Raw genomic sequence first — 23,939 nt, 5'->3', positions numbered from 1 at the left:
CTCGGGTCCGTGCTCGTGCCGGTGGCGCTCGCCGTCGCCGCGCCGGTGCTGGTGGTGCGTTCGCAGGTCGCGCGGTGGGGGCTCCTCGAGGACGACGCCCGGCTCGAGCAGGACCTTGTCGTCACGCTGGTGCCGCTCGCGGTGGTGGTCGCGCTCGGCCTGCTCGCCGGCTGGCTCTGGGGGCGCGGCAGCAACGTGACCGCGAGCGTCGTGGCCTGCGTGGCGGTGCGCGTCGCGGCCGTGCCGACGCTCGGGCTGCTGTCCCTCCGCTTCGCCGGTGACGTCTCGCCCGTGCTGACCTCGGAGGTCGCGCTCGCGGTCGGGTGCTACCGCCTGATGCTCGGGTCCGCCGCTGCGGCCGCGCTGCTGACCGCCACGTGGCGCGCCCGGCGCTTGATACCCCCAGGGGGTACGCGTACGGTTGGTCTGCATACCCCCAAGGGGTAACGCGATCCGAGGAGGACGACCATGCCGACCAGCGCCATCGACCACCCGTCCGGGACCGGCACCGGGAGCGACCCGCACGTGGGTCACGGGGACCACGGAGGTCACGGCGACCACGTGGCCATGTTCCGGCGGTTGTTCTGGGCCTCGCTGCTGCTGGCGGTCCCGACCGTGCTGGCGTCGTCGATGTTCGCGGGTCTGGTGGGCTACGACTTGCCCGACGTCCCCGGACTCACGTGGGTCTCACCGGTGCTCGGCACCGTCCTCTACGTCTGGGCGGGCCGGCCGTTCCTGACGGGCGGCTGGCAGGAGGCCCGCGACCGCGCTCCCGGGATGATGCTGCTCGTCGCGCTGGCGCTCACGGTCGCGTTCGTCTCCTCGTGGGGCTCAACCCTCGGCGTCCTCCCGTCCCGCCTGGACTACTGGTGGGAGCTGGCGCTGCTGGTCTCCATCATGCTGCTCGGCCACTGGGTCGAGATGCGATCGCTCGCCCGGACGAGCTCGGCGCTCGACTCGCTGGCGGCACTGCTGCCCGACGAGGCCGAGAAGGTCGGCGAGGACGGTGAGGTCACCGTCGTCGACCCCGCCACGCTCGAGGTGGGCGACGTCCTGGTCGTACGACCCGGCGCCCGGGTGCCCGCCGACGGCACGGTCGTCGAGGGCTCCGCGTCGATGGACGAGTCGATGATCACCGGTGAGTCCCGCACCGTGCGCCGGGAGGTGGGCGACCCGGTCGTCGCCGGCACGGTCGCCACGGACTCCGGCCTCCGCCTGGAGGTCACCGCCACCGGCGAGGACACCGCGCTCGCCGGTATCCGCCGGCTCGTCGCCGACGCCCAGTCGTCGGCGTCCCGCACCCAGCGCCTCGCCGACCGGGCGGCGGGCTGGCTGTTCTGGTACGCCGCCGGGGCCGCGCTCGTCACGGCCGCCGTGTGGGCGGTGATCGGGACCCCGGAGGACGCCGTCGTCCGCACCATCACGGTCCTGGTGATCGCCTGCCCCCACGCCCTGGGCCTCGCGATCCCGCTCGTGATCTCGATCTCGACCGAGCGCGCGGCCCGGGCCGGCGTCCTGGTCAAGGACCGCCTGGCGATGGAGCAGATGCGCCGGGTGGACACCGTGCTGTTCGACAAGACGGGCACGCTGACGAAGGGGCAGCCGGCCGTCACGGCCGTCGAGCCCGCGGGGCACGGCGGGCCCTCCGAGAGCGAGGTGCTCGCCCTCGCGGCAGCGGCCGAGGCCGACTCCGAGCACCCTCTGGCCCGCGCCGTCGTGCGCGCCGCGGGCGAGCGGGGGATCGAGGTGCCGGCGGCGACCGACTTCGCGTCCCGGCCCGCGGTCGGCGTGCGCGCCCGGGTGGGGGAGCGCCGCGTCGAGGTCGGTGGCCCCGCCCTGCTGGAGGAGGCCGGGGTCGAGGAGCTCGCGGCCGCCGACGACTGGCGCCGCGACGGCGCGATCATCCTGCACGTCGTCGTGGACGGCGAGGTCGCCGGCGCGCTCCGGCTGGCGGACGAGGTCCGCCCCGAGTCGCGCGTGGCCGTCGAGGAGCTGCACCGGCGGGGCGTCGAGGTCGTCATGATCACCGGGGACGCCGAGGCCGTCGCCCGCTCCGTCGCGAGCCAGGTCGGCGTCGACCGGGTGTACGCCGGCGTCCGGCCGGAGGACAAGGCAGCCCGGGTCGGCGACCTCCAGGACGAGGGCCGCCGGGTCGCGATGGTCGGCGACGGCGTCAACGACGCCCCCGCTCTGGCCCGCGCCGACGTCGGCGTCGCGATCGGCGCCGGCACCGACGTCGCCATCGCCTCGGCCGGGATCATCCTCGCCTCCGACGACCCGCGCTCGGTGCTGTCGGTCGTCGACCTCTCGCGGGCGACGTACCGCAAGAGCGTGCAGAACCTCGCCTGGGGCGCGGGATACAACCTCGCCGCGGTCCCGCTCGCCGCGGGCGTGCTCGCCCCCGTCGGGTTCGTGCTCCCGATGTCGGTCGGGGCCGTGCTGATGTCGGTCTCCACCGTCGTCGTCGCCCTCAACGCCCAGCTGCTACGCCGCCTGGACCTGCGCCCGCAGGACGCGTGAGGGGCTCCTCGACGCCGCGGACCGACGCTCAGCCCCGCGGCGAGGACGGCGGGCGGCAGGCGACGACGACGAGCGCGCCCGCCGCGGTGACGGCGGCGGTGACGAGGGCGGCGACGTTCCAGCCCTGCGTGAGCGCCTCGGCGGCCGAGCCGGCGCGGGGTGCGCCGAGGATCGCCGAGACCACGCCCACGCCGACCGCGGACCCGACGTAGCGGGCGGTGTTGTTGGCGCCGGAGCCCATGCCGGCACGACCCGGCGGGACGCTGGCGACGGCCTCGCGCCCCAGCGCGGCGTTGACGACACCGCTGGCGACCCCGGCGACGAGGAGGCCGGGCACGAAGCGGACCCACGTCGCGTCCGGGTCGACCCCGGTCAGCAGCAGCTGGCCGACCGCGACGACCAGGAGCCCGGCCGCGAGCTGGTGACGCCCGATCACCGCGGCCGGGAGCCGGCGGGCGAGCAGCGCGGTGACCACCGACGTGCCGGACCACGCCAGCAGCAGCCACGCCGAGCCGAACGGCGTGATGCCCAGCGCGGCCAGGAAGCCCGTCATCGTCGACAGCAGCGCGATGATGCCGCCGCCCGTGACGGCCGCGGCGACGGTGGCGGCGAGGAACGCGGGGCGGGTGAGCAGCCCGAGGTCGAGCATCGGCGCGCGGCTGCGTCGTTCGACCACGACGAACCCGACCGCGGCCACCGCCGCGACGGCCGCCAGCAGCAGGGACGTCGGGCCCCAGCCCAGGCGGCCCTCCACGAGCGCGGCCAGGAAGCAACCGACCGCGGTGGTGAAGAGCAGGGTGCCGGGCAGGTCCAGGCCCCGCGGCTCCGGCATGCGCGACTCCGGCACCGCCCGGAGCGCGGCGAGCGCGGTCGCCAGCGCCAGCACGGCCAGGACGACGTGGACGGCGCGCCAGCTGATCGCGACGTCGAGCCCCGCCGAGACCAGCGGGCCGAGCGCGATGCCCGCGCCCACGCTGGCGCCCCACACGCCGCTCGCCTGCGCGCGGCTCGGGCCGGGCGCGAAGGCGGCCGAGATCAGGCCGAGCCCGGCGGCGATCACCGCGGCCGCCCCGGCGCCCTGCCCGACGCGGCCCAGGACGAACACGACCTCTCCCGGCGCGGCCGCGCAGACCACGGAGGCGGCGACCAGCAGCCCCAGCCCGGCGACGAACACCCGCCGGCGGCCCCGGTCGTCGGCGAGCGTGCCGGCCGAGAGCAGGAAAGCGCCCAGCCCGATCGCCATCGAGCTGAGGATCCAGGTGCGCCCGGCGGGCCCGGCGCCGAGCCCGGCGGCCGTCGAGGTGATGGTCGCCAGGGGCGCGGTGAAGGCGGCCAGCGACGTCGCCGTCGCGACCGCGACGACGCGCAACGTGCCGCGAGGCATCGGGCCGGTCCCCGCCGCGGCCTCGGGCCGGCGGCCGTCTCGGGTGGTCACGGACGGGACCGTAGCAGGTTCGGTCTGGTGACCGGACCGTTCGCTATCGTGGGGCCATGGCCCTCGGAGTCGACTACGCCGCCCAGCAGTGCGCCGTCGCGCGCACCCTCGAGGTCGTGGGCGGGCGCTGGACGATGCTGATCGTGCGCGACTGCTTCTTCGGGGTACGCCGGTTCAGCGACCTGCGCGAGCACCTCGGGGTCTCGCGGGCCGTGCTGTCCGAGCGCCTCGCGCAGCTCGTCGACGACGGCGTGCTGGCGCGGGTGCCGAGCGGCGGCCGCGAGGCCTATGACCTCACCCCCAAGGGCCTCGCGCTCTGGCCCGTCCTCGTCGCGCTCCTGGCCTGGGGCGACGAGCACGCCTCGCCCGGGGGAGCGCGGCGACTGTTCTCGCACGCCGCCTGCGGCACCGACCTCGACCGGGCCGGCGGCTGCCCGGCCTGCGGCCTCGCGCCCCCGCCGCACGACGTGGTGATGCGGCCCGGCCCGGGCTCCACGGGCCCCCAGGGGCCGGGCCGCGTCTCCGCCGCGCTGCAGCAGCCGCGGCGCCTGCTCGACCCGGTCTGAGGCTCAGCCCACTGCGATGCTCAGTCCACCCCGTGCTCAGTCCACCCCGAAGCTCAGCCCACGACGTCGCGGGCGACCCGGGCCACGCGGGCGACGGCCGGCGAGGCGTCGGGGGAGCGTGAGAGCAGGGTGAGGCCGATGGTCGGGGCGTCGCGCAGGTCGCGGTAGACGACGCCGCCCAGCTGCAGGCTGCGCACGGGCGCCGGCACGAGCGCGACCCCGAGCCCGGCCGCGACCGACACCGCGAGGGTGGAGGTCTCACCGACCTCGATGGTCTCGACCGGGGTGAAGCCGGCGTCGCGGCAGGCGTCGAGCACGACGCGGTTCATCGAGGACAGCTCGCCGGCCGGGTGCACGACGAACGTCTCGGCGCCCAGGTCGGCGAGCTCCACCGGGCCGCGCCCGACGGCGAGCGGGTGGGTCGCGGGCAGCGCGACGACGAGCGGCTCGGTGCGCAGCGGCTCGGAGGTCAGCGGCTCCGGGAACGCGGCCGGCCGCACCAGCGCGAGGTCGACCGTGCCGTCGAGGACGCCGGCGACCAGCGCCGGGTTGAGCAGCTCGCCGCGCAGCCGCAGCTCGACGTCGGGCAGCTGGGCCCGGACCTCGCGCGCCAGCCGCGGCAGCACGTCGTACGTCGCGGAGCCGACGAAGCCCACCGAGACCACGCCCGCCCGCCCCTCGGCCACCGCCCGCATCTCCGCCGCGGCCCGGTCGGCGCCCGCGACGACGCCGCGCGCGTGGTCGACGAAGGTGCGCCCGGCGTCGGTCACCGCCACCCGGCGGGTGGTGCGCTCGAAGAGCCGGACGCCGAGCTCGGCCTCCAGCCGCGCGACCTGCTGGCTCAGCGCCGACTGCGCGACGTGCACCCGCTGCGCGGCCCGGCCGAAGTGCTCCTCCTCGGCCACCGCGATCACGTAGCGCAGCACCCGCAGCTCCATCGGCGGCAACCTATCGCTCCCGGCGATCGATCGGGCGAGGTGGCGACTGACCACGTGACCGTGGTGGGTCGACGCGCGCCGTCCGCGTGCCCGCCACAAACCCATCGCCACGAGCGATCAGTGGCCCGCGGATCGATATTGGACGCGATCAATCGCCGGTCCTACTGTCGGGAGGGTGACCTCCTCCTCGCAGAGCGCCTACCTCTACGCCGCCGCCCGTACGCCGTTCGGCCGCTTCGGCGGCGCGCTCGCCGAGACGCGCCCCGACGACCTGGCCGCGACCGCGCTGACCGGCGTGCTCGCGAAGGCCCCCGACCTCGACCCGGCCCGCATCGGCGACGTCGTGTGGGGCAACGCCAACGGCGCCGGCGAGGACAACCGCAACGTCGGGCGCATGGCCGTGCTGCTCGCCGGCCTGCCGACGTCGGTGCCGGCGACGACCGTCAACCGCCTCTGCGGCTCCTCGCTCGACGCCGCGATGATCGCCTCGCGCACCGTTGAGACCGGCGACGCCGAGGTCGTCGTGGTCGGCGGCGTCGAGTCGATGACCCGCGCGCCGTGGGTGCTGCCGAAGCCGTCGCGCGCCTTCCCCGCCGGCAACGTCACCGCCGTGTCCACCACGCTCGGCTGGCGACTGGTCAACGACCGGATGCCGGCGGAGTGGACCGTCTCGCTGGGCGAGGCCAACGAGATGCTCGCCGAGCGGTTCTCGATCTCCCGCGAGCGCCAGGACGAGTTCGCCGCCCGCTCCCACGTGCTCGCCGACGCGGCCTGGGAGGCCGGGTTCTACGACGACCTGGTGGTCGGCGTCGAGGGCGTCGACCTCGCCCGCGACGAGGGCATCCGCCCCGGCTCGACCGCCGACAAGCTCGCCGGGCTCACGCCCGCCTTCCGTAAGGACGGCGGCACCATCACCCCCGGCAACGCCTCCCCGCTCAACGACGGCGCCTCGGCGCTGCTGATCGCCGCCGAGGACGCCGGGCTCGGCGTCGCGCCGCTCGCGCGGATCGCGGGGCGCGGCACCTTCGCCAACGACCCGCAGGACTTCGGGTACGCCCCCGTCGAGGCCGCCAACCGGGCGCTGGCCCGCGCCGGCATCACGTGGGCGGACATCTCCGCGGTCGAGCTCAACGAGGCCTTCGCCGTGCAGTCCCTGGCCTGCGTCGACGCCTGGGACGTCGACCCCGAGGTCGTCAACGCCAAGGGCGGCGCCATCGCGATCGGCCACCCGCTCGGCGCCTCCGGCGCCCGCGTGCTCGGCACCCTGGCCCACCGGCTGCGCGAGTCCGGCGACCGCTGGGGCGTCGCAGCGATCTGCATCGGCGTCGGCCAGGGCCTCGCCGTCGTGCTGGAGAACGCCGCGTGACCGCCGTCTGCGAGACCACCGCCGAGGCGGTCGCGGGCGTCGCCGACGGCAGCACCGTGCTGATCGGCGGGTTCGGGATGGCCGGCATGCCGGTCGCGCTCGTCGACGCCCTCATCGCCCAGGGCGCGGGCGACCTGACCGTCGTGTCCAACAACGCCGGCAACGGCGACACCGGGCTCGCCGCGCTGCTCGCGACGGGCCGGGTGCGCAAGATGGTCTGCTCCTTCCCGCGCCAGGCGGACTCGTGGGTCTTCGACGACCTCTACCGCTCCGGGCGCATCGAGCTCGAGGTCGTGCCGCAGGGCAACCTCGCCGAGCGGATGCGCGCGGCGGGCGCCGGGATCGGCGCCTTCTTCGGGCCCACCGGCGTCGGCACCCCGCTCGCCGAGGGCAAGGAGACCCGCGAGATCGACGGCCGCACCTACGTGCTCGAGCTGCCCATCAAGGGCGACGTCGCGCTCATCGGCGCCCACCGCGCCGACACCGCCGGCAACCTCGTCTACCGCAAGACCGCCCGCAACTTCGGGCCCGTCATGGCGACCGCCGCGACCACCGTCGTCGCGCAGGTCGCCGAGGTCGTCGACGTCGGGGCCATCGACCCCGAGACCGTCGTGACCCCCGGCATCTACGTGGACAGGGTGGTGGTCGTGTGACCGCGGCACGCACGAAGGACGAGATCGCCGCGGCCATCGCGCGCGACATCCCGGCCGGGTCGTTCGTCAACCTCGGCATCGGCCAGCCGACCCTGGTCGCCGACCACCTCGAGGCCGGCTCCGGCGTCGTGCTCCACACCGAGAACGGGATGCTCGGCATGGGCCCCGCCGCCGTCGGCGACGAGGTCGACCCCGACCTGACCAACGCCGGCAAGGTGCCGGTCACCGAGCTGCCCGGGGCGTCGTACTTCCACCACGCCGACTCCTTCGCCATGATGCGCGGCGGCCACCTCGACGTGTGCGTGCTCGGAGCCTTCCAGGTCTCGGCCGCGGGCGACCTCGCCAACTGGCACACCGGCGCCCCGGACGCGATCCCCGCGGTCGGCGGCGCCATGGACCTCGCCATCGGCGCCAAGCAGGTCTTCGTGATGATGACGCTCTTCGCGAAGGACGGCAGCCCCAAGGTCGTCCCGACGTGCACCTACCCGCTCACCGGCGTCGGCTGCGTCAGCCGCGTCTACACCGACGTCGCGACCCTCGAGGTCGGCGCGGACGGCGTGCGCCTGCTCGAGACCTTCGGTACGACGCGCGACGAGCTCGCCGGCCGCCTCGACGTCGACCTGGGCTGAGCCCGCCGAGGCCGGTGGGTCCTGGGAGGTGGTCGAGCAGCTGACGAGCGCCAGCGAGTCCGCGGCGTCGAGACCGCCGGGGGGTGTCGTGAGGTGGTCGAGACCGCCGGGGGTGTCGTGAGGTGGTCGAGACCGCCGGGGGTGTCGTGAGGTGGTCGAGACCGCCGGGGGTGTCGTGAGGTGGTCGAGCAGCTGACGAGCGCCAGCGAGTCCGCGGCGTCGAGACCGCCGGGGTGGTGGTCGGGCTGTTCATGGTGTCCGGTGGGCCGCGAGCAGCGCGGACGTTCGGTGTCACCTGGTGGCACCGAATGTCCGTTAGACGTCCTGGGGCGTCGGACGGCGGTCTCGACGCCGCGCGCTCGCCAGGGCTCGCGTGCTGCTCGACCACCTTGGGGCAGTTCGCGTGCTGCTCGACCACCTCGGGTGTTGGCGGTCTCGACGCCGCGCGCTCCCTTCGACAGGCTCAGGACGCCGCGCGGGGCTCGCGTGCTGCTCGACCACCTCAGGGCGGCTCGCGTGCTGCTCGACCACCTGGAGGCGAGCGGTGCTGAGACGGTCCCGTGTCGGGGGGCGCGTGGGTGAGACTCGGGGCATGTACTCCGGCAACCCCGACGTCCCCGACGACGTCCTCGCGGACGTCCTGGCCCAGGTGCGTGACTTCGTGCGGGAGCGGGTGGTGCCGCGCGAGGTCGAGATCATGGAGACCGACGCGATCCCCGCGGACCTGCGGGCGGCCGCGGCGGAGATGGGGTTGTTCGGCTACGCGATCCCGCAGCAGTGGGGCGGGCTCGGTCTCGACCTCGTGCAGGACGTCGAGCTCGCGATGGAGCTGGGCTACACGTCGTTGTCGCTGCGGTCGATGTTCGGCACCAACAACGGCATTGCCGGGCAGGTGCTGGTCGGCTTCGGCACCGACGAGCAGCGCGAGGCGTGGCTGCCGCGGCTCGCCGCCGGCGACGTCGCCTCCTTCGCGCTGACCGAGTCGGGGGCGGGGTCCGACCCGGCCGGGATGCGCACCACCGCGACCCGCGACGACGACGGCGGCTGGGTGATCGAGGGCACCAAGCAGTGGATCACCAACGCCCCCGACGCCGACCTGCTCGTCACCTTCGCCCGGATGCGGCCCGCGCCCGAGACCGGTCGCGGCATCGGGGTCTTCCTGGTGCCCACGACGGCCGACGGCGTCGAGGTCGCCGCGAAGGACGCCAAGATGGGCCAGGAGGGCTCGCGGACGGCGACGGTCGGTTTCAGCGGGGTCCGGGTCGGGCCCGAGGCCCTCGTCGGCGACGACGGCGCGGCGGGCTACCGGGCAGCGATGACCTCGCTGGCCCGCGGCCGGATCCACCTCGCCGCGCTCGCCGTCGGCACCGCCCAGCGGGCGCTCGACGAGTCGGTCGCGTTCGCCTCCACCGCGACGCAGGGCGGCACCGTCGTCGGCGACTTCCAGCTGGTGCAGGCGATGATCGCCGAGCAGCAGACCGGCGTCCTCGCGGGCCGGGCGCTGGTCCGCGACGCCGCCCGCCTCTACGTGACGGGCGAGGACCGGCGGATCGCCCCGTCGGCGGCCAAGCTGTACTGCACCGAGATGGTCGGGAAGGTCGCCGACCTCGCCGTGCAGGTCCACGGCGGCACCGGCTACATGCGGGAGGTGCCGGTCGAGCGGATCTACCGTGACGTGCGGCTGATGCGCCTGTACGAGGGCACCAGCGAGATCCAGAAGCTGATCATCGGCGGCGGGCTGGTGCGCGCCGCGAAGGACCGCTCCGCCTGACCTCCCGCCCGACCTCAGCCCACGTGGGTGACGGAGACCCGGCCGTCGTCGACGTGCCAGCGCTGGTGGAGCCGGACCGACTCGAGCAGCCGCCGGTCGTGGGAGACCAGCACCAGCGCGCCGTCGTAGGACTCGAGAGCGGCCTCGAGCTGCTCGATGGCGGGCAGGTCGAGGTGGTTGGTGGGCTCGTCGAGGACGAGCAGGTTGACGCCGCGGGCCTGCAGCAGCGCCATGGCGGCGCGGGTGCGCTCGCCGGGGGACAGGGCGCCGACGGTGCTGGCGACCTGGTCGGCCTTGAGGCCGAACTTGGCGAGCAGGGTGCGGACGTCGGCCGGGGTCTGGTCGGGCACCGCGAGGCCGAACGCGTCGCCGAGCGGCTGGTCCTCGGCGAGGCCGGTGCGGGCCTGGTCGATCTCGCCGATCGCGACCGAGGCGCCCAGCGAGGCGCGGCCGGTCGTCGGCGCGAGCCGGCCGAGCAGCAGGCGCAGCAGGGTGGTCTTGCCGGCGCCGTTGGGGCCGGTGACGCCGATCCGGTCGCCGGCGCTGACCTGCAGCGAGACCGGGCCGAGGGTGAAGTCGCCGAGCGCGGCGGTGGCGCCGTCGAGGGTGGCGACGACCGAGCTGGAGCGGGGCGCGCGGGCGACGCTGAACTGCAGCGTCCACTCCTTGCGCGGCTCCTCGACCTCCTCGAGCCGGGCGATCCGCGACTCCATCTGGCGGACCTTCTGCGCCTGCTTCTCCGACGACTCCGTGCTGGCGCGGCGGCGGATCTTGTCGTTGTCGGGCGACTTCTTCATCGCGTTGCGCACGCCCTGCGAGCTCCACTCGCGCTGGGTCCGCGCGCGGCGCACCAGGTCGGCCTTGCGCCCGGCGTACTCCTCGTAGTCCTCGCGGGCGTGGCGCCGCGCCACCTCCCGCTCCTCGAGGAACGCGTCGTAGCCGCCGTCGTAGACCGCGACCCGACCCTGGGCGAGGTCGAGCTCGACGACGCGGGTGACCACCCGCGAGAGGAACTCACGGTCGTGCGAGACCAGCACCACCCCGGCCCGCAGGCCGTCGACGAACGACTCGAGGCGGTCGAGGCCGGCGAGGTCGAGGTCGTTGGTCGGCTCGTCGAGCAGCACGACGTCGAAGCGGCTCAGCAGCAGCGACGCGAGCGCGGCGCGGGCGGCCTGGCCGCCGGAGAGCGCGGTCATCGGGGTGGCGGGGTCGACGTCGAGGCCCAGGCTCGCGAGCACCGCCGGGATCCGCTCGTCGAGGTCGGGCGCGCCGGTGGCCATCCAGTGGTCGAGCGCGCGGGCGTAGGCGTCCTGGGTGGCGGCCTCGCCGTCGCCGAGCCGCTCCGCGAGCGACTCCATGGCCTCGGTCGCGGCCGCGGCGCCGGTACGACGGGCCACGTACGCCGCGAGGCTCTCGCCCGCGACCCGCTCGTGCTCCTGCGGCAGCCAGCCCACGAACGCGTCGCTCGGCGCGGTGCTCACGGTGCCGCCGAGCGGCGCGAGGTCGCCGGCGAGGATCCGCAGCAGCGTGGACTTGCCGGCGCCGTTGGCGCCGACGACGCCCACCACGTCGCCGGGAGCGACGCTGAGGTCCAGGCCCTCGAAGAGGGTCCGGTGGGCGTGACCGCCGGCGAGGTCGGTCGTGACCAGGTGGGCGCTCACCCGGCCGATCGTAGGGACCGGCGCCTCAGGCCCGCGGGTCGGGCGGGGTGGCGTGCGCCCAGGGTCGCGCCGCCTCGAGCTGCGCCGACAGCGACAGCAGCGTCGGCTCGCCGTCGCGGGGCCCGACCAGCTGGACGGCCAGCGGCAGCCCGTCGGCCGCGAAGCCGGCCGGCACGGAGGCGGCCGGGTGGCCGGTGACGTTCCACAGCGCGGTGTAGGCGGTGACCGGCAGCGAGCGCAGCGCCGCCCGCGCCAGCCCGGCGCCGTCCAGGACCCCGACCGCGGGCGGCCGGTGGGGCACGACCGGCGTCAGCAGCACGTCGTACGTCGCGAAGAGCGGGTCGACGCGCGCGGCCAGCGCCTCGCCGCGCCGCACCGCCCACTCCACGACCCGCGGGGTGGCCCAGGCGCCGACCCGCAGCACGTCGCGGGTGCGGCGCTCGCCGCGCTCGGGGTGCTCGAGGGTGTCGACCTCGGCGCGGACGCCGCCGACGAACTGCGGCACGAACGCCGCCGTCGTGTCCGGGTACGACGGGTGCGCCTGCTCGACGTGGTGGCCCAGGCCCTCGAGCAGGTCGGCCGTCGCGTGGACCGCGCGGACGTGCTCGGGGTCGGGCCGCACGCCGCGGGCGGGGGAGGCGACCGACACCCCGACCCGCAGCCGGCCGGGCTCGCGCCGCGCGGCCTCGACGAACGAGCCGACCTCGCCGGCGTGGAACCGGTCGCCCGGCGAGCCGCCCCGCACCACGTCGTACACGAGGGCGCTGTCGAGGACCGAGCGCGTCAGCGGCCCGGCGGTGCCCAGGGCCCACCACAGGTGGGCGGCCGGGGCGCTGGTGACGCGGCCGCGCTGGGGCTTGAGGCCGTAGAGCCCGCACGCCGAGGACGGCAGCCGGATCGAGCCGCCGCCGTCGCCGCCCATGCCCACCGGCACGAGCCCGGCCGCCACGGCGGCGGCCGTGCCGCCGGAGGAGCCCAGCGTGCTGCGGCCGAGGTCCCACGGGTTGCGGGTCACGCCGTGGGCCTCGGACTCGGTGAACGGCCACTGCCCGAACTCCGGCATCGCCGTCCGCCCGACCACCACCGCGCCCGCGGCCCGCAGCCGGCGCACGACCTCCGCGTCGGCCGCGGCCGGCGTCGTGTTGCCGCGCCCGCCGTACGTCGTGACCTCGCCGGCGACGTCGATCTCCTCCTTGATCGCCACCGGGACGCCATGCAGCGGGCCGCGGTCGCCCGTCTGCGCGTCGCGGGCGTCGGCCTCGGCGAGCGCCCGCTCGGCCATGACCACGGTGAACGCCCCGAGCCGTCCGTCGAGCGCCTCGATGCGGGCGAGCGCGCCGGCGACGAGCTCGCGGGCCGACACCTCACCGCCCCGCACCGCGCCGGCCTGGCCGGCGACCCCGGCCCAGCGGAGGTCGTCCGGTGGTCCCGGCGGTGTCGGCCGTGTCGGCTGCGTCGGTTCGCCGGCGGCCGCGTCGTCCTGGTGGGTCACCCGGACGAGGCTAGGCCCAGCGCCGGCCGCTCGGGCGTCGCGACCGCGCCACAGTGGCCCGGACGGACGCCGAGCGGGACCACCCGCCAGCGCGCACGCACGTCGGGCGCCGGGTCGAGGCCGTCGACGATGCCCACGCCCTCGGCCTTGAGCAGGGCCTCGAGGTGGACCCAGGTCGCCAGGAAGGCGCGCTCGGGGTCGTCGGCCGACCGGACGGCCGCGGCGTCCGCCACGCCGAGGTGGTCGCGCAGGAGCGCTTCGAGGTCCGGGAGCGGGCACACCCGCTCGACGTCCACGCCCACCGGGCGGTCGGCCAGCGCCACGGCCACGAGGCCGTCGGTGCGCGAGACGCTGACGTGACCGTGCTCCGCCACCGGCGCCCGACCGGGCCTGCGGGTCACCCGCCCGGCCCCGAGGTCCTCCAGCAGGGCGTACGGCGACGTCCCCGCGGGGGCGAGCCGGACGGCGACGCCCGGGATCCGTGGCTCCGGGTCGAGGACGCTCACCCGCGCGTCAGCCTCCGGTAGCGCGCGAGCACGAGGGGCATGAACACGGCGAGCACGGCGAGGGACGACAGGACGGCGTAGAGCGTCGGGTGCTGCAGCGACCAGGTGTCGGGCTGGGGGAGGTTGGCGGGGACCGGGTTGCCCAGCAGGTCGCGCACCGAGGTCGCGACCGCGGAGACCGGGTTCCAGGCGGCGAACTCCCGCAGCGGGGTCGGCATGTTCTCGGCCGACACGAAGGCCGTCGAGATCAGCGACAGCGGGAACAGCCAGATCAGCCCGGCGCTCTGCGCGACCTCCACCGTGCGGGCGAACACCCCGACCGTCGCGCCGACCCACGACATCGCGAACCCGAACAGCACGAGCACCCCGAACGCGAGGGCGGCGTCGGCCGGTGAGCCCTCGATCCGCCAGCCCACCAGCAGGCCGCACAGCGCCGTCACCACGAGCGTGGCGACCCCGACGACCATGTCGGAGGTGGTGCGTCCCAGGATCACCGCCAGCGGTGACATCGGGAGCGAGCGGAACCGCTCGACGATGCCCTTCTGGAGGTCGTTGGCGAGACCGACGGTCGTGAACGACGCGTTGAAGACCATGCTCTGGGCGAAGATCCCGGCCATCAGGAACCGGCGGTAGTCCTCGCCGCCCAGGCTGCCGCCGAAGACGAACGCGAACAGCACGACGAACATGACCGGCTGGACCAGGCCGGTGGTGATCCGGCCCGGGATGCGGGCCACGTGACGCATGTTGCGGCCGGTGAGCACGTAGCCGTTGCGGAGCGTCTCGGCCCCGGCCGCGAGGAAGGTCGCCTCCGACCTCACCCCGGTGACCTCGGTGCGGGTGGTGCTCATGGGGTCCCTCCTTCGACGTCGTCGGGTGCTCCCGCGCCGTGACCGGTCAGCGCCAGGAACACGTCGTCGAGGGAGCTGCGGTGCAGGCCGAGGTCGACCAGCTCGACCTCGTCGCGCGAGAGGTGGGCGAGCAGGTCGGCCATCACCTCCGGGCCGCGGTCGGTCGCGACGCTGGCGCGCCCGGTGCGGTGGTCGACCGAGGGGGTGCCGACACCGACCGCCTCGAGCGCGCGGGCGGCGGGGTCGAGGCCGGAGCCGTCGCGCACCTGCAGCGCGAGGGTCGCGCCCTGGACCCGCTCCTTCAGCTCCTCGGCGCTGCCCCGGGCGATGACGACGCCGCCGTCGATCACGGTGATCAGGTCGGCGAGGCGGTCGGCCTCCTCCAGGTACTGCGTGGTGAGCAGCACCGCGACGCCGTCGAGCAGGAGGTCCTCGATGACGGCCCACATGTCGAGGCGGCTGCGGGGGTCGAGCCCCGTGGTCGGCTCGTCGAGGACGACGACCTGCGGCTCGGCCACGAGGGCGCCGGCGAGGTCGAGGCGCCGCCGCATGCCGCCGGAGTACAGACCCGAGCGGCGCCCGGCGACGTCGGCGAGGCGGAACCGCTCCAGCAGCTCGTCGGCGCGGGCGGCCGCCCGCTTGCGCGACATGCCGTACAGCCGCCCCAGCAGGTGCAGGTTCTCGAAGCCGGTGAGGTGCTCGTCGACCGCGGCGTACTGGCCGGAGAGCCCCAGCGCGCCGCGCGCGGCCCGGCTGTGGGCGACGACGTCGTGCCCGGCGATCTCGGCCCGGCCCTCGTCGGCGCGCAGCAGGCCGCACACGATGCGCACGGTGGTGGTCTTGCCGGCACCGTTGGGCCCCAGCAGGGCGTGCACCGACCCCGGGGCGACCTCGAGGTCGACACCGTCGAGGACCTGGTGGTCCCCGAAGCGCTTCCTCAGGCCGGTCGCCCGCAGCGCGGGCCGGGCGGGGACGGTCCGGGGCTCAGCCACCGACCGCGACCCCCAGCGTGGTGGGGTCGTCCCAGTTGTCCTCGATCCACGTGACGGCGTCGGCGCGGGTCGCGTCCTCGAGCGCGGCGTGCCATCCCTCGGGCACGTCGACGAAGACGGGCCACAGGGAGTACTGGCCCTGGTCGTTGACGAGTACGTGGTAGCGGGCGTCGGGGTCCTCGAACGGGTTGGTCATCTCGCTCCTCCTCGGGGGTGGGGTGTGCGGTGGTGCGACCGGACGGGGCGACGGGGTCGCCGCGCCCTCTCCGGTGTTCGGGGCCGGGCGGTCACCTGACGGGCCGTCCGAGCGTGGCGCCGACCACAGGGCCGACGTCGACGAGCGCCTCGGGGTCCATCAGGTCGACGTGCGCGTGGGCCACCCGGTGCTCGATCGGCCGCGCCCCGACGTACGGCGCCCACTGGTCGGCGAGCGGGGGGCCGTCGGGGCCGGGCTCGGCGGCCACGAGCGTGGTCGGGACGTCGATCCGCGGTGGCTCGCCCGCGGCCCGCAGGACCTCGGTGACGGCGCTCACCCCGCGGACGAGGCGCTCGGTGCCCTCGGCGCCCAGCAGCTCCACCAGCGTGTCGGCGGAGCCGCCCTGTGCCTCGCGGAACGCCGCGAGGGCCGCGGCCGGGTCGTCGGCGTCGACGGCGAACGGCGTCGCGCGAGGGTAGGAGTCCAGGAGCAGCAGGTGCTCCACCTCCTCACCCTCGGCCTGCAGCCGGGCCGCGACGCGGTGTGCCAGCACCCCGCCGAGCGACCAGCCGAGCAGGGCGTAGGGCCCGTGGGGGTGGGCGGCCCGCAGGGCCGCGACGTAGCCGTCCACGAGCTCGTCCACGTCGTCCGGCAGCGGCTCGTCGGCGCTGAGACCCGGGGCCTGCAGCCCCAGCAGGGGCCGGTCCACCACGTGCGGCACCAGCCCGGCGTACTGCCAGGCGAGCCCCGAGACCGGGTGGATCGCGACCAGCGGTGCCCGCTCGCCGCCCGGGCGCAGGGTCAGCAGTCGCTGCAGCCCGGCGTCGTCGGCCACGTCGGCGTCGAGCCGGGCCGCGAGCCCGGCGACGGTGGGCGCCTCGAAGAGCGCTCGCACGGCCAGGTCCTCGCCCGTCGCGGCGCGGATCCGGGACACCAGCCGTGTCGCGAGCAGCGAGTGGCCGCCCATCGCGAAGAAGCTGTCGTCGACGCCGACCTCGCCCACTCCGAGGACCTCCGCGAACAGCGACGCCAGGACCCGCTCGCGGGGGGTCCTCGCCGGGGTGCCCCCGCCGGCCCCGAGGGTCTCGGGCTCCGGCAGGGCGCGGCGGTCCAGCTTGCCGTGGGGCGTCAGCGGGAGCTCGACGAGCACCGCCATCGCCGTCGGCAGCATGTAGTCGGGGAGGCGCTCCGCGGCGGTGGCGCGCACGTCGTCGACGTCGAGCACGGCGCCGGTCTCCGGCACCAGGTACGACGCCAGCGTGGTGGCTCCCGAGCCGTCGGTGACCGCGACGGTGGCGGCGCGGGCGACCCCGTCGACGGCGGCCAGCGCCGCGTCGACCTCGCCCGGCTCCACGCGGAAGCCGCGCACCTTGACCTGCTCGTCGACCCGCCCGCCGAAGGCGAGGTCGCCGTCCGCGGTCCAGCGGGCGCGGTCGCCGGTCCGGTACATCCGGGAGCCCGGCGGTCCGTAGGGGTCGGCCACGAAGCGCTCGGCCGTCAGGTCGGCGCGACCGAGGTAGGCGCGTGCGAGCCCGGCGCCCGCGAGGTAGAGCTCGCCGTGCACGCCGGGGGCGACGGGCGCCAGGCGGTCGTCGAGCACGAGGGCCCGCGTGCCGGTCACCGGCGACCCGATGACGGGGTGGCCCGTCGCGGCCAGGTCGGCGACGACGGCGTCGACGGTCGACTCGGTGGGGCCGTAGAGGTTGACCGCTCGGCCCGGGCGGGCTGCGAGGTCGCGCCACAGGTCGTCACCGACGGCCTCCCCGCCCAGCGCCGTGACCGCGAGGTCGGGCAGGCCCAGGCGCAGCAGCTCGGCGACGTACGACGGGGTGGTCTCGAGGACGTCGATCCCGCGGTCCGCGACCAGGGCGACCAGCGCCTCCGGGTCGACCCGGGTGTCGTCGTCGACGACGTGCAGCTCGTGACCTGCGACCAGCCACAGCACCGGGTCCCACGAGGCGTCGAAGGTGACCGCCGTCGTGTGCGCGACGCGCAGCCGGCGGCCCGCGAGCTCGGCGGCGGGGGTGTACAGCGCGTCGTGGTGGTGCGCCAGCAGCGCGGCCAGCGCGTGGTGCTCGACGACGACGCCCTTCGGCTCGCCGGTCGAGCCGGAGGTGAACAGCACGTACGCGGCGTCGCCGGGCCGGGGCCCGCTCGGCAGGCTGGAGGTCTGCGGCAGCTCCGGCACGGCGTCGGTGCCGGCGAGCAGTGCGTCGAGGTCGTCGGCGTCGAGCACCAGGGCCGGGGCGGCGGCCCGGGTGACCGCCTCGAGGCGAGCAGCCGGCTGCGTCGGGTCGAGCGGCAGGTAGGTGGCGCCCGAGCGCAGGACGCCCAGCAGGCCCACGACGCTGCCGACCGAGCGGGGCACCGCCAGGCCGACGACGTCGCCGCGTCCGATGCCGCGGCGCGCCAGCAGCCCGGCGAGCCGGTCCGCGAGCTCCGCGACCTCGGCGTAGGTGAGCGTCTCGGTGCCGTCCGGTCCGGGGGCGACCAGCGCGGTCTCGTCCGCGAGGTCCGCGACGGTCCGCACCCAGGCGTCGAGCACGGTCGAGCCCGACCCGGCGCCGGGGTCGCCGGCCGCGCCGATCTCGGGCAGCACGGCCGCGCGCTCGGCGTCGGTCAGCAGCGGCACCGCGGTCAGCGGCGTCGCCGGGGCGTCGAGCCAGCGGTCCAGGAGGCGCACCCACCGGTCGGCGAGCGCCTGCGCCGTGCCCGCGTCGTACAGGTCGGCAGCGTGCTCGAGGACGCCCGTGATCCCTGCCGGGCCGGCCTCGGCGTGGTGCTCGGCGACGGAGAACGACAGGTCGAACTTCGCGGACCCCGCGGCGACGGGCAGGACCTCGGAGTCCAGGCCGGCGAGCCCGAGGTCGCCCGGGGTCTCCGCGTCGGCGGTGAGCATCACCTGGAAGAGCGGGTGGCGTGAGAGCGAGCGCTCCGGCGCGAGCGCCTCGACCAGGCGCTCGAAGGGCAGGTCGGCGTGGGCGAACGCATCGACGTCGGTGCGGCGCACCCGGTCGAGGAGCTCGGGCAGCGTCGGGTCGCCGCCCGTGTCGGTGCGCAGGACGAGGGTGTTGACGAAGAACCCGACGAGCTCGTCGAGGGCCTCGTCGCCCCGGCCCGCGACCGGCGTGCCGAGGGGCACGTCCTCGCCGGCGCCCTGGCGGGTGAGCAGCGCCGCGAGGCTCGCGTGGAGCAGCATGAACGGGCTCGCGTCGTGGCGGCGTGCGAAGTCGACGATGCGCGCGTGCAGGTCGGCGTCGATGAGGAAGCGGACCTCCCCACCGGCGCCCTCGGAGTGGAGCGGCCGCGGCCGGTCGGTCGGCAGGTCGAGCTCGGCCGGGAGGCCGGCCAGCTGCTCGGACCACCAGGCGAGCTGGGTGGCGAGCTCGCTGTCGGCATCCTCGGCCTCGCCCAGCACGTCGCGCTGCCACAGGGCGTGGTCGGCGTACTGCACCGCGAGCGGGCCGCGCTCGGGGCCGTGGCCCTCGCGGCGGGCGGCGTAGGCCTCGGCGAGGTCGCGGCCCAGCGGGCCGAGCGACCAGCCGTCGGCGGCGACGTGGTGGACGACGAGCAGCAGGACGTGGTCGTCGGCGGGGCCGTCGGACGGCGCGAGCAGCCAGGCGCGCAGCGGCCGGTCGACGGCGAGGTCGAACGGCGCCTCGGCGCGACGGCGGAGGGCGTCGTGGAGGTCGGCCTCGGTGACGGTGACCCGGTCGAGGGTGAGGTCGACGTCGGCGTGGACGAGCTGGTGGGGCTCGCCGTCGGTCTCGGGCAGCGTGGTGCGCAGCACCTCGTGGCGGGCGACGAGGTCGCGCAGGGCGGCCTCGAGGGCGTCGGCGTCGAGGTTGCCGCGCAGCCGCACGGCGAGCGGGATGTGGTAGGCCGCGCTGGCGTCCTCGAGGCGGTTGAGGAACCACAGCCGGTGCTGGGCCCACGACAGCGGGACGCGCGCGGGTCGCTCGGCGGCGGTGACGGCCCGGCGGGCGGTGCCGGCCTCGGGCAGCCGGTCCGCGAGCTCCTCGACGCTGGGGGCCTCGAACAGGGCGCGCACGCCCAGCTCGACCCCGAGCTCGGAACGGATCCGGCTCACCAGACGGGTCGCGAGCAGCGAGTGGCCACCGAGGTCGAAGAAGCCGGCGTCGACCGGGGCGGGCTCCGCGAGCCCCAGGACCTCGGCGTACAGCCGGGCCAGGGTCCGGTCGGCGTCCGTGCTCGCCTCGCGCCCGCCCGCACCCGCGGCGACGTCGGCCACGGGCAGCGCCGCGCGGTCGAGCTTGCCGTTGGGGGTCAGCGGGAGCGTGTCGAGCGTCGCCCAGGCCACCGGGACCATGTAGTCGGGCAACGACCGAGCAACGCCGGCGCGGACGGCGTCGACGTCGACCTCGCCCCCGGCGACCGGCACCAGCCAGGCGGCGAGGCGCCCGGCGCCGGAGGGGTCGGCGTGGACGGCTGCGGCGGCCGCGGCGACACCGGGCTGCTCGGTCAGCACGGACTCGATCTCGCCGAGCTCGACGCGGAAGCCGCGGACCTTCACCTGGTCGTCGACCCGGCCCACGAACTCCAGCACGCCCTCACGCGTCCGGCGAGCCAGGTCGCCCGTGCGGTACATCCGCGCGCCCGGCGCGCCGTAGGGGTCGGCGACGAAGCGCTCCGCTGTCTGCGCGGCCCGGCCGGCGTAACCGCGGGCAAGAGCGGTGCCGGACAGGTAGAGCTCGCCGGGGACACCGGCGGGCACGGGCTGCAGCGCCGCGTCGAGGACGTGGGCCGCGACCCCGTCGACCGGCCGACCCAGCACGGGCGTCTCGTGGTCGGCGAGATCGGCGACGACGGTGTCGACGCAGGCCTCGGTCGGCCCGTAGAGGTTGACGGCCCGGAGCGTGGGGTGGGCCCGCAGCTCGCGCCACAGCGCGGGGCCGACGGCCTCGCCGCCGAGCAGCGCCAGGCTCAGACCGCTGTCACCGAGCCCCTCGGCCATCAGGGCCTGCACGTAGGACGGGGTGGTCTCCACCGCGTCGATGCCGGCGTCGCGCACCAGGGCGACGAGCGCCTCGGGGTCGCGCCGGGTGTCGTCGTCGACCAGGTGCAGCTCGTGGCCCGAGACCATCCACAGCACCGGGTCCCAGGCGGCGTCGAAGGACACCGCGGTGGTGTGGGCCATCCGGGCCCGCCGACCGAGCCGCTCGGCCGTCGGCTCGTGCAGGGAGCGGCGCTGGTGCGCGTGGAGGTTGCCGAGCGCGCCGTGGTCCACCAGCACGCCCTTCGGTCGACCGGTGGAGCCCGAGGTGTAGGTCAGGTACGCCGGGTCGTCCGGCGCGACGCGCGGCAGTGGGACGTCGGGGGCCACGTCGTCCAGCAGTCGCCGGGTCTTGTCGTCGTCCATCAGCAGGCTCGGGGTGCCGTCGGGCAGCCGGTGGGCCGAGGCCCGGTCGGTGAGGACCGTCAGGGGGTCGGCGTCGCCGACGATGTGCTCGATGCGGGTGCGGGGGTACTCGAGGTCGATCGGGAGGTAGACGGCGCCGGCGCGCAGCACCGCGAGCAGCGCGACCACCAGCTCGGACCCGCGGGGGAGCGCGACGCCCACCCGCTGCCCGCCGTACCCGGCCTCGAGAAGCACGGCCGCGAGCGCCGCCGACCGGTCGTCGAGCTCGGCGAAGGTCAGCTCCTCCGCCCCGGCTCGCAGGGCCACGTCGCCGGGCCGCGCGGCGGCGGTGGCGGCGAACGCCTCCACCACCGTGCTGCGGTGGGCGCGGTCGCGGCGGTCGGTGGCCCGCAGGGCGGCGGAACGCTCGTCGTCGTCGAGCAGGGCGGCGGTCCCGATCCGTGCCGCCGGGTCGGTGGCCACGGCCTCCAGCAGTCGTTCGAAGCGGACCACGAGGTCGCGCACCGTGGCGACGTCGAACAGGACGGGGTCGTACTCGACGGCGCCGGCGATCGTGGTGCGGCCGTCCGGCCCCTGGACCTCGCCGAGGTCCACGGACAGGTCGAACTTGGCGCCGGCGGCCTCGGCCGCGGCGTCGACCGAGACGTCGAGACCGGGCAGCGAGAGGTCCACGGGCGCGTTGTTCTGGAAGGCGAGCATGACCTGGAACAGCGGGTGCCGGGTCAGGGAGCGCTCGGGGGACACCTCCTCGACCACACGCTCGAACGGCACGTCCTGGTGGGCGTAGGCGTCGAGGGCGGTGGCCTTCACGCGGTCGACGAGCTCGTCGAAGGTGGGGTCGCCGGACAGGTCGTTGCGCAGCACCAGGGTGTTGACGAAGAAGCCGACCAGGCTGTCCAGGGCCTCGTCGGTGCGCCCGGCCACGGGCACACCGATCGCCACGTCCGTGCCGGCGCCGAGGCGCCCGAGCAGCGCGGCCAGGGCTGCCTCGACGACCATGAACAGGCTGACGTCGTGGTCGCGGGCGACGACCGCGAGGGCGTCGCGCACCTCGGGGTCCAGGTCGAGCTCGACGCGGGCGTCGCCCGCCTCGGCCACGACGTCGGGCCCCACGGACTCGCGCGGCCGGGTGCGGTCCCGGGGGAGGTCGATCTCGGTCGGCATCCCGGCGAGGCGTCGCGTCCAGTGGTCGAGCTGGCGGGAGATCTCGCTGGCGGGGTCGCCGGCGTCGCCGAGCAGCTCACGCTGCCAGAGGGTGTAGTCGGCGTACTGGACCGGGAGCGGGGACCAGTCCGGGGGGACGCCGTCGGTCACCCGTGCGCCGTAGGCGACGGCGAGGTCGGCGGCCAACGGGCCCAGGGACCAGCCGTCGCCCGCGACGTGGTGGACCACCAACGACAGCACGTGCTCGCGCTCGCCGAGCCGCACGAGCCGCACCCTGATCGGCAGCTCGCGGGTCAGGTCGAACCCGCGGCCGGTCTCACGGCGCAGCGCGTCGTCGAGCGAGCCGGGCCCGTCGGCGGGGGAGTCGGTGAGGTCGTCGGCGGGCAGGGACAGCTCGATGCCGTCCGGGTCGGCGACGACCTGGCGCGGCTCGCCGTCGATCTCGGGGAAGGTGGTGCGCAGGGTCTCGTGGCGTGCGACCACGTCGCGCACGGCCTGCTCCAGCGCCCCCACGTCCAGCGGACCGCGGAGCCTCAGCACGGCCGGGATGTTGTAGGCCGCGCTGTCGGGCTCGAGCCGGTTGAGGAACCAGAGCCGGCGCTGGGCGAAGGACAGCGGCAACCGGTCGGGGCGGGGCATGGGACGCAGCTCGGCCCGGCCCTCGGCCGCACCGGCGAGCTCGAGGGCCAGCCCGGCGACGGTCGGGTGGTCGAAGAGCGCCCTGATGGGCAGCTCCGCGCCGGCGGTGCTGCGGATGCGGCTGACCAGGCGGGTCGCGAGCAGCGAGTGCCCTCCGAGGTCGAAGAAGTCGTCGTCGACGCCGACCCGGGGCAGTCCGAGGGTCTCGGCGAACAGACCGGCGAGCAGCTGCTCCTGCGGGGTCTGCGGCTCGCGCCCGGCCCCGGCTGCGGTCTCCTCACCGGTGGGGGCGGGCAGCGCGTCGCGGTCGAGCTTGCCGTTGGGGGTCAGCGGCATCTCGGGCAGCACGACGTACAGCGCCGGCACCATGTACGCCGGCACCGCGGCCGCCACGGTCGCGCGCAGGTCGCCCGCGGACAGCGCCCCCGGGTCGCCCGCGACGTAGGCGACCAGCTGCTGCACGCCGTCGCTCTCGCGGACCACGACGACGGCCGCGCTGACGTCGTCGCGCTCGCTGAGCCGCGCCTCGATCTCGCCGAGCTCCACCCGGAACCCGCGGACCTTCACCTGGTCGTCGACGCGCTCGACGAACTCGAGCACGCCGTCGGCGCGCCAGCGGGCGACGTCGCCGGTGCGGTACATCCGGTCGCCCGGGCCGCCGTACGGGTCGGCGACGAAGCGCTCTGCCGTGCGGCCGGGCTGGTCGAGGTAGGAGCGGGCCAGACCGGCACCGGCCAGGTAGAGCTCTCCCGCAGCACCGACGGGCTTCATCTGCAGGCCCGGGTCGAGCACGTAGGCGCGGGTGTTGGCCACGGGCCGGCCGATGACCGGGGAGTCGTGGTCCTCGATCCGGGCCGTGACCACGTCGACGGTCGACTCCGCCGGCCCGAACAGGTTGTAGGCGAGGAGGTCCTCGCGGGAGGCGAGGAGGTCCCAGAGCTCGCGTCCGACGGCCTCGCCGCCGAGCGCGACAACCCGGATCGCATCCCCGGCCGAGCCCAGCAGGCCGGTCGCGACGAGCTGCTCCATGTAGGTGGGGGTGGTCTCCACGAAATCGATCTCGTGGTCGACCAGGAAGTCCACGAGGGCTTCGGGGTCGGTCATCGTGCGCTCGTCGACGAGGTGCAGCTCGTGACCGCCGATCAGCCAGAGGATCGGGTCCCACCCCGCGTCGAAGGAGACC

16 protein-coding genes are annotated in these 23,939 nt (G+C 75.9%); 7 read left to right on the top strand and 9 right to left on the bottom strand.

The features are described from left to right. Positions 1-9 precede the first annotated feature (9 nt). The gene (locus tag ABD158_RS00830) at positions 10-447 is read left to right on the top strand and encodes a hypothetical protein (RefSeq protein WP_344002342.1); all 438 of its coding nucleotides are present in this window, start codon (positions 10-12) and stop codon (positions 445-447) included. A 21-nt stretch (positions 448-468) separates the two neighbouring features. Continuing rightward, entirely contained in the window at positions 469-2,520 is a 2,052-nt protein-coding gene (locus tag ABD158_RS00825; protein WP_344002339.1) for a heavy metal translocating P-type ATPase, read from the top strand. A gap of 28 nt (positions 2,521-2,548) precedes the next feature. On the opposite strand, the gene ABD158_RS00820 is transcribed toward ABD158_RS00825, so the two are convergent. Then, the gene (locus ABD158_RS00820) at positions 2,549-3,955 is read right to left on the bottom strand and encodes an MFS transporter (protein ID WP_344002336.1); all 1,407 of its coding nucleotides are present in this window, start codon (positions 3,953-3,955) and stop codon (positions 2,549-2,551) included. Between the two features lie 56 nt (positions 3,956-4,011). Here ABD158_RS00820 and ABD158_RS00815 point away from each other — a divergent pair, with 56 nt between their 5' ends. After that, entirely contained in the window at positions 4,012-4,521 is a 510-nt protein-coding gene (locus tag ABD158_RS00815) for a winged helix-turn-helix transcriptional regulator (RefSeq protein WP_344002334.1), read from the top strand. 53 nt (positions 4,522-4,574) lie between these two features. On the opposite strand, the gene ABD158_RS00810 is transcribed toward ABD158_RS00815, so the two are convergent. After that, positions 4,575-5,459, bottom strand: a complete 885-nt coding sequence (locus ABD158_RS00810) for a LysR family transcriptional regulator (protein WP_344002331.1) — start codon at positions 5,457-5,459, stop codon at positions 4,575-4,577. Between the two features lie 175 nt (positions 5,460-5,634). Between ABD158_RS00810 and ABD158_RS00805 the strand changes: the two genes are divergently transcribed. From ABD158_RS00805 to ABD158_RS00790, 4 genes are all read left to right on the top strand, one after another. Beyond that, complete coding sequence (locus tag ABD158_RS00805; RefSeq protein WP_344002328.1) at positions 5,635-6,825, top strand: thiolase family protein; 1,191 nt, start codon at positions 5,635-5,637, stop codon at positions 6,823-6,825. Beyond that, positions 6,822-7,478, top strand: a complete 657-nt coding sequence (locus ABD158_RS00800) for a 3-oxoacid CoA-transferase subunit A (protein WP_344002326.1) — start codon at positions 6,822-6,824, stop codon at positions 7,476-7,478. Before ABD158_RS00805 ends, ABD158_RS00800 begins: the two co-directional genes overlap by 4 nt. Next, positions 7,475-8,107: a 3-oxoacid CoA-transferase subunit B gene (locus ABD158_RS00795; RefSeq protein ID WP_344002323.1), complete on the top strand. Its 633-nt coding sequence runs from the start codon at positions 7,475-7,477 to the stop codon at positions 8,105-8,107. The genes ABD158_RS00800 and ABD158_RS00795 overlap by 4 nt, the downstream gene beginning before the upstream one ends. A gap of 592 nt (positions 8,108-8,699) precedes the next feature. Continuing rightward, entirely contained in the window at positions 8,700-9,878 is a 1,179-nt protein-coding gene (locus tag ABD158_RS00790; protein WP_344002320.1) for an acyl-CoA dehydrogenase family protein, read from the top strand. A 14-nt stretch (positions 9,879-9,892) separates the two neighbouring features. On the opposite strand, the gene ABD158_RS00785 is transcribed toward ABD158_RS00790, so the two are convergent. From ABD158_RS00785 to ABD158_RS00755, 7 genes are all read right to left on the bottom strand, one after another. Continuing rightward, positions 9,893-11,539, bottom strand: a complete 1,647-nt coding sequence (locus ABD158_RS00785) for an ABC-F family ATP-binding cassette domain-containing protein (protein ID WP_344002317.1) — start codon at positions 11,537-11,539, stop codon at positions 9,893-9,895. A 25-nt stretch (positions 11,540-11,564) separates the two neighbouring features. Beyond that, a complete protein-coding gene (locus tag ABD158_RS00780) occupies positions 11,565-13,031 on the bottom strand; it encodes an amidase (protein ID WP_344002314.1) in 1,467 nt (488 codons plus the stop codon). Further along, positions 13,028-13,537 (bottom strand): 4'-phosphopantetheinyl transferase family protein, encoded by a 510-nt coding sequence (locus ABD158_RS00775; RefSeq protein WP_344002312.1) that lies wholly within the window; start codon positions 13,535-13,537, stop codon positions 13,028-13,030. The genes ABD158_RS00780 and ABD158_RS00775 overlap by 4 nt, the downstream gene beginning before the upstream one ends. Then, positions 13,534-14,385: an ABC transporter permease gene (locus ABD158_RS00770; RefSeq protein WP_344002310.1), complete on the bottom strand. Its 852-nt coding sequence runs from the start codon at positions 14,383-14,385 to the stop codon at positions 13,534-13,536. The genes ABD158_RS00775 and ABD158_RS00770 overlap by 4 nt, the downstream gene beginning before the upstream one ends. Next, positions 14,382-15,377: an ATP-binding cassette domain-containing protein gene (locus ABD158_RS00765; protein WP_344002308.1), complete on the bottom strand. Its 996-nt coding sequence runs from the start codon at positions 15,375-15,377 to the stop codon at positions 14,382-14,384. The genes ABD158_RS00770 and ABD158_RS00765 overlap by 4 nt, the downstream gene beginning before the upstream one ends. Then, positions 15,370-15,573, bottom strand: a complete 204-nt coding sequence (locus ABD158_RS00760; RefSeq protein WP_344002305.1) for an MbtH family protein — start codon at positions 15,571-15,573, stop codon at positions 15,370-15,372. Before ABD158_RS00760 ends, ABD158_RS00765 begins: the two co-directional genes overlap by 8 nt. Positions 15,574-15,664: 91 nt before the next feature. Beyond that, a partial coding sequence (locus ABD158_RS00755) for an amino acid adenylation domain-containing protein (protein WP_344002303.1) occupies positions 15,665-23,939 on the bottom strand: 8,275 nt, incomplete at its 5' end.

The organism is Nocardioides lentus, assembly GCF_039529515.1.
Taxonomy (GTDB): domain Bacteria; phylum Actinomycetota; class Actinomycetes; order Propionibacteriales; family Nocardioidaceae; genus Nocardioides; species Nocardioides lentus.
This window is presented reverse-complemented; position numbering and strand designations above follow the sequence as displayed.

What these genes read in the sequence shown, in the direction of transcription:
- ABD158_RS00760 (WP_344002305.1), bottom strand. Translation starts at nt 15,573, where the DNA reads ATGACCAACCCGTTCGAGGACCCCGACGCCCGCTACCACGTACTCGTC.
- ABD158_RS00790 (WP_344002320.1), top strand. Translation starts at nt 8,700, where the DNA reads ATGTACTCCGGCAACCCCGACGTCCCCGACGACGTCCTCGCGGACGTC.
- ABD158_RS00825 (WP_344002339.1), top strand. Translation starts at nt 469, where the DNA reads ATGCCGACCAGCGCCATCGACCACCCGTCCGGGACCGGCACCGGGAGC.
- ABD158_RS00815 (WP_344002334.1), top strand. Translation starts at nt 4,012, where the DNA reads ATGGCCCTCGGAGTCGACTACGCCGCCCAGCAGTGCGCCGTCGCGCGC.
- ABD158_RS00770 (WP_344002310.1), bottom strand. Translation starts at nt 14,385, where the DNA reads ATGAGCACCACCCGCACCGAGGTCACCGGGGTGAGGTCGGAGGCGACC.
- ABD158_RS00810 (WP_344002331.1), bottom strand. Translation starts at nt 5,459, where the DNA reads ATGGAGCTGCGGGTGCTGCGCTACGTGATCGCGGTGGCCGAGGAGGAG.